The following is a 13,490-nucleotide window of genomic DNA, read 5'->3' as shown; positions in this document are numbered from 1 at the left end:
CACCGTGTACTTTAGTTAATACTGCAGAGATAGCAGCTGTTAAAGTAGTTTTACCGTGATCGACGTGACCGATAGTACCAACGTTAACATGCGGTTTTAAACGTTCAAATTTTGCTTTAGCCATTTTTCAATTACCTTAAAGTTTATTAAAAGCGCAGCCAAGATGACCGAGCTAGACTTTCACTAACTATAAGTGAGTGTCTTACGAGATTCCAAGAGATTCTGTTATTGCCGCAACTACATTCTTAGGAGCTTCACTGTATTGTAAAAATTCCATCGAATAAGAGGCGCGGCCCTGTGTTGCACTGCGTAATGCAGTAGCATAACCAAACATTTCAGACAGTGGTACTATTGCATTCACTATCTTAGAGCCAGCAGGACCTTCGTCCATGCCATCGATCATACCGCGACGACGATTTAAATCGCCAACGACATCACCCATGTTTTCTTCTGGCGTAGTTACTTCGACTTTCATCATAGGTTCTAGAAGTGTCGGCGTAGCTTTTAACGCCCCTTCTCTAAAGCCCATTGAAGCAGCAACTTTAAACGCCATTTCATTAGAGTCAACGTCATGAAAAGAACCGTCATAAAGTGTTACTTTAACATCAAGCATTGGATAACCGGCTAATACACCACTATCCATTTGCTCAAAACAGCCTTTTTCAATGGCGGGGATATATTCTTTAGGAACAGTACCGCCAACAATTTCGTTAACAAATTCGAAACCAGCACCTTCTGGTAAGGGTTCCATTTTCAACCAAACGTGACCAAATTGGCCTTTACCACCTGATTGTCGAATAAATTTACCTTCTACTTCAACCGTAGAACGAATAGTTTCACGATAAGCAACTTGTGGCTTACCGACATTACATTCGACGCCAAACTCACGTTTCATGCGCTCGACAATAATGTCTAAGTGTAGCTCACCCATACCGGAAATGATCGTTTGACCCGTTTCATCATCAGTAACGACCTTAAACGAAGGATCTTCAGCTGATAATTTACTTAAGGCTAGGGCTAATTTGTCTTGAGAAGCAATGGTTTTTGGCTCAACGGCTATTGAAATTACCGGATCAGGGAATTCCATTTTCTCAAGTGTTATTACGTGATTGGCATCACACAGTGTTTCACCCGTAGTCACATCTTTTAAACCGATGGCTGCTGCAATATCACCAGCACGAACTTCTTTAATTTCTTGACGGTCATTGGCATGCATTTGCACTAGACGACCGAGACGTTCTTTCTTGCCTTTAATCGGATTAAAGACACTATCGCCTGTTTTTACTACTCCGGAATAGACGCGGAAGAAGGTTAACGTACCGACAAAAGGGTCAGTGGCAATTTTAAAGGCTAACGCGGAAAATGGTGCACTATCATCTGCAGCACGCGTTGCCGGTGTTTCATTTTTGTCATCACTAATACCCGTAATAGCAGCAACTTCCGTTGGTGAGGGTAAATAGTCAATAACCGCATCTAAAACAGCTTGTACGCCTTTGTTTTTAAAAGCAGAGCCACAAGTACAAAGAATGATTTCATTATTAAGGGTACGTTGTCGAAGTGCTGACTTGATTTCATCTTCTGTCAAATCGCCATCTTCAAGGTATTTATCCATTAACTCGTCTGACACTTCAGCCGCTTCCGATATCATATTCTCACGCCATTCATCGGCAAGGTCTTGCATATCGGTGGGTATTGCTGAATAAGTAAAAGTCATCCCGTGATCGTCTTCACTCCAGTTGATCACTTTCATTTTAACAAGGTCTATAACACCTTTAAAATCTTCTTCTGAACCAATAGGTAACTGAATAGGTACTGCGTTTGCTTTTAGACGTGCTTTTAGCTGACCAACAACAGAAAGAAAGTCTGCACCAGTACGGTCCATTTTATTAACAAAAACAATGCGTGGAACGGCATACTTTTCCATTTGACGCCAAACAGTTTCTGTTTGCGGTTGAACACCAGAAGAGGCACATAAAACTAATACAGCACCATCGAGGACACGCAAGGAGCGTTCAACTTCAATGGTAAAATCAACGTGACCAGGAGTATCGATAATATTAATACGGTGGTCAACAAATTGACCGTCCATGCCTTTCCAGAAACAAGTTGTCGCTGCTGAGGTGATGGTAATACCACGCTCTTGCTCTTGTTCCATCCAGTCCATGGTTGCAGCGCCATCATGCACTTCACCAATTCTGTGAGAAAGACCCGTGTAAAACAAAACACGTTCTGTGGTTGTCGTTTTGCCAGCATCTACGTGCGCACAGATACCAATGTTACGGTAGCGCTCAATAGGGGTGATACGTGCCAAAATGAAATCCTCTAATTCTTAGTCACTAATAATTAGTACTATTAAATAAATATTCGCGTAAGCGGTGAGTATTTGTTTAATACTACTGTTTAATACTATTTGAACTGCACAAAGCATCAGTCCGTAAAAGTTAGTATGGCTAGCAAGAGAAACTCTTGCTAGCCATGTATTCACCCTAAGCATATGCAAAGGGTAAATCATACATCCATTCAAAACTGCTAGCTTACCAGCGGTAGTGAGCGAACGCTTTGTTAGCATCAGCCATACGGTGAACGTCTTCACGTTTCTTAACCGCTGAACCTTTGCTGTCAGACGCATCTAACATTTCGTTAGCTAGGCGCTGAGCCATTGATTTTTCACCACGTTTACGAGCTGCTTCAACTAACCAACGCATGGCTAGAGCATTACGACGAACTGGACGAACTTCAACTGGTACTTGATAAGTAGAACCACCAACACGACGAGATTTAACTTCGACAGATGGGCGGATATTATCTAAAGCAGTTTCGAAAAGCTCTAAGTGAGTTTTCTCGCTGTTTTTTTCAGTTAAAATGTCTAATGCACCGTAAACAATTTTTTCTGCAGTAGATTTTTTACCATCAACCATAAGGATGTTGATGAATTTTGCTAAAAGTTCGTTATGGAACTTAGGATCTGGCAATATTTTACGTTGCCCTACGACGCGTCTTCTTGGCATCTTAATTCTCCGTAGTATTCAGGATTAATCCAAAATATATAAATTTAAAAATTTCTTATTTGGCCTTACTTAACGTTTTTTCTCTTCCTATCTATAAGGAGTTAGAGAGGAAAACTTAAGATTTAGGTCGTTTAGCACCGTATTTAGAACGGCCTTGTCTTCTGTCGCTTACACCTGAACAATCAAGCGCGCCACGAACGGTGTGATAACGCACACCCGGTAAATCTTTTACACGGCCACCGCGTATTAAAATAACGCTATGCTCTTGTAAATTATGTCCTTCACCACCGATGTATGAAGTTACTTCGAAGCCGTTAGTTAAACGAACACGAGCAACTTTACGAAGTGCTGAGTTAGGTTTTTTCGGTGTAGTTGTATACACACGAGTACATACGCCACGACGTTGTGGACAAGCTTGTAACGCTGGAACGTTACTTTTAGTTACTTGTCTTACACGTGGTTTACGTACTAATTGGTTAATAGTTGCCATTAAATAGCTCCCGATTAGTTAAACTTGTGTAAATTCCAATCAATGAGAAATTTACACCCTTATAAACGTGAAAATCCGCGACCTTAAATGCTATACATAAACAGTACAGGATATAGGGTCGCGGAATTCTATAGGTCAAGCTATGGCCTGTCAAGTAGCACAGGCCATTAACGCTATATTTTTTACTTAATCACTAGCATTTAGTGCGTCAGTTAATGCTTGTGCAGCATCGTCAGCTGAAACAGCGACTTCTTCAACAGCAGGCATTTTTGCTTGTAGTTTACGTTTAGCACGTTCCTGATGGTACGAATAACCTGTACCCGCTGGGATCAAACGACCAACGATAACGTTTTCTTTCAAGCCACGTAACTTATCTTTCTTACCTGCAACAGCAGCTTCAGTAAGTACACGTGTTGTTTCTTGGAAAGATGCCGCTGAAATAAACGATTCAGTTGCTAATGATGCTTTAGTAATACCCATCATTTGCATTTCGTATTCAGCAGGTTGCTTACCAGCAGATTCAAGCTCGCGGTTTGAAATATTAACACGCGCTACTTCTACTTGTTCGCCTTTCAAGAAATCACTATCACCCGCGTCTAAGATCTCACACTTGCGAATCATTTGACGGACGATAACTTCGATGTGCTTGTCGTTAATTTTTACACCTTGTAAACGATATACTTCTTGTACTTCGTTAACAATGTAATTAGCAACAGGTGCAACACCACGTAAACGCAAGATATCATGCGGAGACTCAGGACCATCGGCAATAACTTCACCTTTGATTACTGGCTCACCCTCATAGATATTCAAAAGACGCGTTTTAGGGATCATCTCTTCGTATACTTCACCGCTAGGTTGAGTGATTAATAAGCGCACTTTACCTTTGGTTTCTTTACCGAAAGCAACAACACCTGTTTTCTCAGCAAGAATTGCAGGAAGTTTAGGCTTACGTGCTTCAAATAAATCAGCAACACGTGGAAGACCACCGGTTATATCACGAGTTTTAGAACTTGCTTGTGGTATACGAGCCAGTGCATCACCAATGTTTACATCCGCGCCATCTTCTAAGTTAACAATCGCATTACCCGGTAAGTAGTAAAGTGCTGGGATTTCTGTCCCGGCAATCATAACTTCTTCACCGTTAGCATCAACAAGTTTCAATGCTGGGCGCATTTCTTTACCCGTTGCATTACGTTGACCTGCGTCAGTAACAATAATACTTGAAAGACCAGTCAGATCATCAGTTTGACGAACCATAGTCACGCCATCAGAAAGATCAACGAACTGAACTTTACCTGCTACTTCCGTAATAATAGGGTGAGTATGCGGGTCCCAGTTAGCGATGATTTCACCGGCAACAATTGATCCACCATCTTTCTTAGAAAGCACAGTACCGTAAGGTACTTTATAACGTTCTTTCTCACGACCTAGCTCATCAATTACCGTCATTTCAGAAGAACGTGAGGTAATAACAAGATGATCTTCAGAGTTAGTTACAAACTTAGCATTTTGAAGTTTCAAAGTACCTGTGTTTTTAACTTGAACATTGTTTTCAGCAGAGGCACGCGATGCGGCACCACCAATGTGGAACGTACGCATGGTAAGCTGTGTACCAGGTTCACCAATTGATTGGGCTGCAACAACACCAATAGCTTCACCTTGGTTGATCATATGGCCACGAGCCAAATCACGACCGTAACAGTGAGCACAAATACCAAAATCGGTTTTACAGGTAATAATTGAACGTACCTTCATTTGATCTATTGAGTTTTCTTCAATGAAATCACACAAAGCTTCGTCAATTAGCGTATTACGAGGTAATAAAACTTCGTCAGTACCGGGCTTGAGAACATCTTCAGCAACAACACGACCAAGAACACGTTCTCTTAATGGTTCAACAACATCTCCACCTTCGATTAATGGTGTCATTAGTAGACCGTCGAAAGTGCCACAGTCATGTTCAGTCACAACCAAATCTTGTGCAACATCAACTAAACGACGAGTTAAGTAACCCGAGTTAGCTGTTTTCAATGCAGTATCGGCAAGACCTTTACGCGCACCGTGAGTTGAAATGAAGTATTCAGATACGTTCAAACCTTCACGGAAGTTAGCTTTGATTGGCGTTTCGATGATAGAACCATCTGGTTTAGCCATCAAGCCACGCATACCCGCTAACTGACGGATCTGAGCAGCACTACCACGAGCACCCGAGTCAGCCATCATGTAGATAGAGTTGAATGAATCTTGTTCTTCTGGCACGCCGTCACGGTTAATAACAGTTTCTTTTGATAAGTTGTCCATCATCGCTTTAGAGATTTTCTCGTTGGCAGATGACCAAATATCAATAACTTTGTTATATTTTTCGCCCTGAGTCACTAAACCTTGTTCGAATTGAGTTTGGATTTCAGCAACTTCTTCTTCCGACTCTTCGATAATAGTGTATTTAGCCGCAGGAATAACCATATCATCAATACCAACAGAACAACCCGCGATCATCGCGTAATGGAAGCCTGTGTACATGATTTGGTCAGCAAAAATAACCGTTTCTTTCAAACCTAAGTTACGGTAAGCGTGGTTAATTAATTTCGAAATTGGTTTTTTGCCAAGCGGTTGATCGATTAAATCGTAAGGCATACCTTTTGGACAAACCTGCCACATAATGGCGCGACCTACCGTGGTATCACGTAAAGTCGTTTTAGGTACAGTAAAGTTACCTTCTTCGTCTTTAAAGTATTCGGTGATACGAATTTTTACACGGGCGTGAAGTTCTGCAACACCTGTGCGGTAAGCTTTTTCAGCTTCTTTAGTGTCAGCAAAAACCATGCCTTCACCTAAACCATTAACACGGTCACGTGTTAAGTAGTACAAGCCTAAAACAACATCTTGTGATGGTACAATAATCGGCTCACCGTTTGCTGGTGATAACACGTTATTGGTAGACATCATTAAGGTACGAGCTTCCATTTGTGCTTCGATAGTTAACGGTACGTGTACCGCCATTTGGTCACCATCGAAATCGGCATTGTATGCCGCACAAACTAGAGGATGCAAGTGAATTGCTTTACCTTCAATTAGAACAGGTTCAAACGCTTGGATACCTAGTCTGTGAAGTGTTGGTGCACGGTTAAGCATAACTGGATGTTCACGAATAACTTCGTCAAGTACATCCCAAACTTCAGCGCCTTCACGTTCAACTAATTTTTTAGCCGCTTTAATCGTAGTCGCTAAACCACGAGCTTCTAATTTACCGTAAATAAATGGTTTGAATAATTCAAGTGCCATTTTTTTCGGTAAACCACACTGGTGTAAACGCAGTGTAGGACCAACAGTAATTACAGAACGACCAGAGTAATCAACACGTTTACCCAATAGATTCTGACGGAAACGACCTTGCTTACCTTTAATCATATCGGCAAGAGATTTAAGAGGACGTTTGTTAGAACCGGTAATTGCGCGACCACGACGACCGTTATCAAGAAGTGCATCAACAGATTCTTGTAACATACGTTTTTCGTTACGTACGATAATATCTGGTGCTACTAAGTCAAGAAGACGTTTTAAACGGTTGTTACGGTTAATAACACGACGGTATAAATCGTTCAAATCAGACGTAGCAAAACGGCCACCATCCAAAGGTACTAACGGACGTAAATCCGGTGGTAAAATGGGTAGTACGTTCATAATCATCCACTCAGGCTTATTACCTGAAGCGGCGAATGCTTCCATTAATTTTAAACGCTTAGTGACTTTTTTACGCTTAGTTTCACTACCAATTTCAGGAAGCTCTTCACGCATTTGCGCTACTTCGCCTTCTAAATCGATTTGTTGTAGTAAAGCTAAAACAGCTTCAGCACCCATTAATGCGTCAAATTCATCACCATGCTCTTCTAAAGCATCAAGATATTCTTCTTCAGTTAGAATTTGGCTTTTTTCTAATGTTGTCATACCAGGTTCAGTAACAACATAAGATTCAAAATAAAGAACACGTTCGATATCACGAAGTGTCATATCAAGTAATAAACCAATACGCGAAGGTAATGATTTTAAAAACCAGATATGTGCAACTGGGCTTGCTAATTCGATATGACCCATACGGTCACGACGAACTTTTGTTAATGTAACTTCTACGCCACATTTTTCACAAATAACACCACGATGCTTTAAACGCTTGTATTTGCCACAAAGGCATTCGTAATCTTTTACTGGACCAAAAATACGCGCACAAAATAGACCGTCACGTTCTGGTTTGAACGTACGGTAGTTAATCGTTTCAGGTTTTTTTACTTCACCAAATGACCAAGAACGAATCTGATCTGGTGAGGCTAGTCCGATACGTATACCATCGAACTCTTCTGTTTGATTTTGTTGCTTAAGAAACTTAAGTAAATCTTTCACACTTCTTCTCCTGTCGGAGTTAAACCTTAAAGAGAAAGCAGTTACCTGCTTTCTCCGTGTACTGACTCATCAATTTGATAGTCAGCATGCAGCTTTGGAAGCTAGTCCTGATCTAATTCGATGTTAATACCTAACGAACGAATTTCTTTCAACAATACGTTGAATGATTCAGGAATGCCTGGCTCCATTCTGTGATCACCGTCTACTAAGTTTTTATACATCTTAGTACGACCGTTAACATCATCAGATTTAACCGTTAACATTTCTTGTAGCGTATAAGCAGCACCGTATGCTTCTAGTGCCCATACTTCCATCTCACCGAAACGTTGACCACCAAATTGCGCTTTACCGCCAAGAGGTTGTTGCGTTACTAATGAGTAAGAGCCAGTAGAACGTGCATGCATTTTGTCATCAACTAAATGGTTAAGTTTTAACATATACATGTAGCCAACCGTTACAGGACGTTCAAATTCACGACCAGTACGACCGTCAGTTAAGATAAACTGACCGCTTTCAGGCATATCAGCAAGTCTAAACATCTCTTTGATTTCTTTCTCTGCTGCACCATCAAATGCTGGAGTAGCAATAGGAAGACCGGCACGTAGGTTATTAGCTAAACGCATCACTTCATCATCAGAGAAACTCGCGATGTCAACAACTTGACGAGATTCACCAACATTGTAAACTTCTTGAATGAAGTTACGTAGTTTATGAATTTCTTGTTGCGCTTCCAACATACGGTTGATTTTTTCGCCAATACCACGACACGCCATACCTAGATGAGTTTCTAAGATCTGACCAATGTTCATTCGTGATGGTACACCTAACGGGTTAAGTACCACATCAACAGGAACACCATATTGATCGTAAGGCATATCTTCTACTGGAACGACGTTTGAAATAACACCTTTGTTACCATGACGACCGGCCATTTTATCACCCGGTTGGATGTGGCGTTTTATCGCTAAGTAAACTTTGATAATTTTAAGAACACCTGGAGCTAAATCAGCACCTTGCGTGATCTTACGACGTTTAATTTCAAACTTCTTATCGAAATCAGCTTTAATATTGTCGTATTGCTCAGCAATTTGTTCAAGCTCAGATTGTTGACCTTCATCAGACAAGTTTTGAACTAACCAATTTGCACGAGACATACTATTAATGTCTGATTCGTTTAAGCCAGCAGATAAAAGAAGGTTTTTAGCACGAGCATAAATACCATCTTCTAAGATGCTAAATTCATCGCCTAAATCTTTCTTAACTTCTTTAAGTTGTAATTCTTCAATTTCAACAGCGCGCTTATCTTTTTCTACACCGTCACGGGTGAAGATTTGAACGTCGATGATAGTACCTTTAACTGAGTTAGGTACACGTAAAGAACTGTCTTTAACGTCAGCTGCTTTTTCACCGAAAATAGCACGTAATAGTTTTTCTTCTGGTGTTAATTGTGTTTCACCTTTAGGAGTAACTTTACCCACTAGGATGTCGCCACCATTAACTTCAGCACCGATGTAAACAACACCCGCTTCATCTAATTTAGATAAAGCTGATTCACCAACATTAGGAATATCAGAAGTAATTTCTTCACTACCTAATTTAGTGTCTCGTGCTATACAGGTTAATTCTTGAATATGAACTGTAGTGAAACGATCTTCTGTAGCAACACGTTCAGATAACAACATTGAATCTTCGAAGTTGTAACCATTCCAAGGCATAAACGCTATACGCATGTTTTGACCTAGGGCTAATTCACCCATGTCCGTTGAAGGACCATCAGCTAAAACATCACCACGTGTAACAGGTTCGCCCATACGACACTGTGGACGTTGGTTAATACATGTATTTTGGTTGGAACGCGTATATTTAGTTAAGTTATAAATATCAATACCGGCTTCACCAGCATGCATTTCGTCTTCATTAACTTTAACAACAATACGAGAAGCGTCAACATAGCTGACTACACCACCACGTTTTGCAACAGCAGTTACACCTGAATCAACTGCTACAACTTTTTCCATACCTGTACCGACTAACGGCTTATCAACGATAAGAGTTGGTACTGCTTGACGTTGCATGTTTGAACCCATCAGGGCTCTGTTAGCATCATCGTGCTCAAGAAACGGAATTAAACTTGCTGCAACTGAAATAATCTGCTGTGGCGAAACATCCATATATTGGACTTGTTCTGCCGAGATTAATGTAAATTCGTTTTTGTGACGACACTGTACTAAGCCGTCTACTAACATACCTTCACTATCAACCGGAGCTGTAGTTTGGGCAATAACGAAGTTACCTTCTTCAATTGCTGATAAATAATCTATATCATCAGTGACTAAGCCATCAACTACTTTACGATATGGAGTTTCTAAGAAACCGTAATCGTTAGTACGTGCATAACACGACAGTGAGTTAATCAAACCAATGTTTGGACCTTCCGGCGTTTCGATAGGACATACACGACCATAATGGGTCGGATGTACATCTCGAACTTCAAAACCAGCACGTTCACGCGTCAAACCACCTGGGCCTAATGCGGAGATACGACGTTTATGCGTCACTTCTGATAACGGGTTGTTTTGATCCATAAACTGTGACAATTGTGAAGAACCGAAAAATTCTTTCACAGCCGCAGAGATAGGCTTAGCGTTGATTAGGTCTTGTGGCATGATAGCGTCTAAGTCACCAAGACTTAAACGTTCACGCACAGCACGTTCAACACGTACTAGACCAACACGGAATTGGTTTTCTGCCATTTCGCCAACAGAGCGAATACGACGGTTACCTAAGTGATCGATATCATCAGTCTCGCCTTTACCGTCACGAATGGCGATTAAGGTTCTCATTACTGAAATAATGTCATCGTTAGATAAAATGCCACTTCCAACATCGTCTGAATTGCCAACACGACGGTTGAACTTCATTCGACCAACGGTTGATAAATCATAGCGTTCTGGAGCAAAAAACAAGTTAGTAAATAACGTTTCTGCTGCATCTTTTGTTGGTGGTTCGCCTGGGCGCATCATGCGGTATATTTCAACTAAAGCTTCTAGCTTGTTTGAAGTACCATCAACACGAATAGTGTCAGACATGTATGAACCAACATCGAATTCATTCATATATAAGGTAGAAAGAACTTTATGACCAGCTTGGCTTAGCTCTGCTAATAACTCTAATGTTATTTCAGCATTGGCTTCAGCGATAACTTCACCAGTAGACTCATCGATGTAAGCTTTAGATAAAACTTTACCTACGATGTACTCAGCTGGGACTTCTAGCTTTTCAAGATTTTCTTTCGATAATGAACGAATATGACGTGCAGTAATGCGACGACCTTGCTCTACTAATACATCACCATTTTTCAAACAAATGTCAAACGTTGCCGTTTCACCGCGTAAGCGCTCAGGGATTAAATCCATGATCAACTTATCGCCTTTGATTGAAAAATCAGTGGTGTCATAGAACATGTCTAGAATTTCTTCAGTAGAATATTCTAAGGCACGTAAAATGATTGACGCCGGTAATTTACGACGACGGTCAATACGTACAAATAAATTATCTTTAGGATCAAACTCAAAATCTAACCAAGAACCACGGTAAGGAATAACGCGTGCGTTATATAATACTTTACCAGATGAGTGTGTTTTACCTTTATCATGATCGAAAAACACACCTGGAGAACGATGTAATTGCGAAACAATAACACGCTCAGTACCATTAATAACAAACGTACCGTTGTCTGTCATTAATGGGATTTCACCCATGTATACTTCTTGTTCTTTGATATCTTTAACTGTGCCTGCTGGCGCTTCTTTATCATAAACTACTAAACGTAATTTAACGCGAAGCGGCGCAGAATAGGTTACACCGCGGATTTGACATTCTTTGACATCAAATAACGGTTCGCCAAGTCTGTAGCTCACATATTGTAACTCTGAGCTACCAGAGTAAGCTTTAATTGGGAAAATAGAATGAAACGCAGCCTCTAGGCCTGTTTCACCTGTTGGATCAATATCAATAAACTTACGGAAAGATTCGAGTTGGATTGATAACAAGAATGGATAATCCATTACTTGTATGCTTTTACCAAAGTCCTTGCGAATACGTTTCTTTTCGGAGTAAGAGTAAACCATGGGGTTCCTCAGCTTGCTGGTTATGGCCGATCTGCCTTTAAAATACCAATTGGACTAGACAACTTCAGTATAGCTTCATACTTTGTGTTAGCTAATCCAATTGGTATCAGACAGGATATTGCAATGGTACTTAATACATTAGTACCAATTATGCACTTTTTGGTTTAAAAAAAACCACTTTCTTTAGCGCAAAAAGGCCGGTGACTTTAAAGTCACCAGCCATTGCCTTTTCAGGCAAATAATCTGTTTAAAAACAGATTATTTGATCTCAACAGAAGCGCCAGCTTCTTCAAGAAGAGTCTTAAGAGCTTCAGCTTCAGCTTTGTCAACGCCTTCTTTAACAACGCCAAGAGCTTCAACTAAGTCTTTAGCTTCTTTAAGGCCTAAACCTGTAGCGCCACGAACTGCTTTGATTACTGCAACTTTCTTCTCACCGAAGCTAGTCATAACAACGTTGAATTCGCTTTGCTCTTCAACAGCTTCAGCTGGTCCAGCAGCGGCAACAGCAGCTGATGCAGATACGCCAAATTTTTCTTCCATTGCTTCGATTAAAGCAACAACGTCCATTACTGACATGTCAGCAACTGCGTTTAGGATATCGTCTTTAGAAATAGACATTTTAAATTTCCTGTTTTTTAATAAACAGCCTTTGGCTGTTTGAAATAACTATAAATACAAAAAGTGCGAATTGTGCTCTGCCTATGTTTGAGTAATAGCAGAGGTAGACAATTATTAAGCGGCTTCTTGTTCTTTCTGATCGCGTACTGCAGCAATCGTGCGGACTAATTTGCCTGCAGATGCTTCTTTCATTGCGCTCATTAAACGTGCAATCGCTTCGTCGTAAGTAGGTAGCTTAGCTAACACATTTACGTCTACTGAATTACCTTCAAATGCAGCTGCTTTTAAATCAAAGGCTTCGTTAGCTTTAGCGAAGGCTGTGAATAAACGTGCAGCAGCACCTGGGTGATCAGATGAAAAAGCAATTAATGAAGGTCCTTTGAATACGTCAGAAACACATTCAAATTGAGTACCTTTTACTGCACGACGTGCTAATGTGTTACGGACAACTTTCATCCATACACCACTTTCACGTGCTTGCTTACGCAATGCAGTAATTGCTTCCACTCCAACACCACGGGCATCCGCGATTACAACTGAGTGAGCGCCACTAGCAGCTTCTTGAACTTCAGCAACAATTGCCTTTTTGTCATCAAGATTGATAGCCATTGGCTTTAACTCCTGGTTCACCGGTTAAATAAACCGGTATTTACTATCCCTAGCTTATATTCTTTTAAAGAAAGTAAACTAGGCCGTTACGGCGAGGACCAGAATTAGGAAATACTGGGTAATCACCATCTACGTAGGAAAAATTAAGTCTATTAAAGTAAATAATTACCTTATAAACTCCTACGGTCTTTGACGGGGTTGTTTAAACTTCTAAAAGAATAAAACAACACCTACCAA

The 13,490-nt window shown here is 40.6% G+C and carries 8 protein-coding genes; all 8 read right to left on the bottom strand.

From position 1 onward, the window contains the following. Positions 1 to 124: GTP-binding protein (locus H4J67_RS06060; RefSeq protein WP_259368505.1), on the bottom strand; the 124-nt coding region annotated here is incomplete at its 3' end. 78 nt (positions 125 to 202) lie between these two features. Continuing rightward, positions 203 to 2,311, bottom strand: coding sequence for an elongation factor G (fusA, locus tag H4J67_RS06055; RefSeq protein ID WP_182173931.1), 2,109 nt, complete (start codon positions 2,309 to 2,311; stop codon positions 203 to 205). A 223-nt stretch (positions 2,312 to 2,534) separates the two neighbouring features. After that, on the bottom strand, positions 2,535 to 3,008 hold the full coding sequence (gene rpsG / locus H4J67_RS06050; protein WP_070375045.1) for a 30S ribosomal protein S7: 474 nt from the start codon (positions 3,006 to 3,008) through the stop codon (positions 2,535 to 2,537). A 115-nt stretch (positions 3,009 to 3,123) separates the two neighbouring features. Beyond that, complete coding sequence (gene rpsL / locus H4J67_RS06045) at positions 3,124 to 3,498, bottom strand: 30S ribosomal protein S12 (protein WP_011045492.1); 375 nt, start codon at positions 3,496 to 3,498, stop codon at positions 3,124 to 3,126. A 186-nt stretch (positions 3,499 to 3,684) separates the two neighbouring features. Next, a complete protein-coding gene (rpoC, locus tag H4J67_RS06040; protein ID WP_182173934.1) occupies positions 3,685 to 7,896 on the bottom strand; it encodes a DNA-directed RNA polymerase subunit beta' in 4,212 nt (1,403 codons plus the stop codon). A gap of 101 nt (positions 7,897 to 7,997) precedes the next feature. After that, positions 7,998 to 12,026, bottom strand: a complete 4,029-nt coding sequence (rpoB, locus tag H4J67_RS06035; RefSeq protein ID WP_182173937.1) for a DNA-directed RNA polymerase subunit beta — start codon at positions 12,024 to 12,026, stop codon at positions 7,998 to 8,000. A gap of 258 nt (positions 12,027 to 12,284) precedes the next feature. Continuing rightward, positions 12,285 to 12,644, bottom strand: coding sequence for a 50S ribosomal protein L7/L12 (rplL, locus tag H4J67_RS06030; protein WP_070375048.1), 360 nt, complete (start codon positions 12,642 to 12,644; stop codon positions 12,285 to 12,287). Between the two features lie 114 nt (positions 12,645 to 12,758). Beyond that, positions 12,759 to 13,253 (bottom strand): 50S ribosomal protein L10, encoded by a 495-nt coding sequence (gene rplJ, locus H4J67_RS06025; protein WP_070375049.1) that lies wholly within the window; start codon positions 13,251 to 13,253, stop codon positions 12,759 to 12,761. Positions 13,254 to 13,490 lie beyond the last annotated feature (237 nt).

This window comes from Colwellia sp. BRX10-4, from assembly GCF_014077465.1.
Taxonomy (GTDB): Bacteria; Pseudomonadota; Gammaproteobacteria; order Enterobacterales; family Alteromonadaceae; genus Colwellia_A.
The sequence above is the reverse complement of the archived record's forward strand: the minus strand, read 5'-3'. Positions and strand labels throughout refer to the sequence as shown.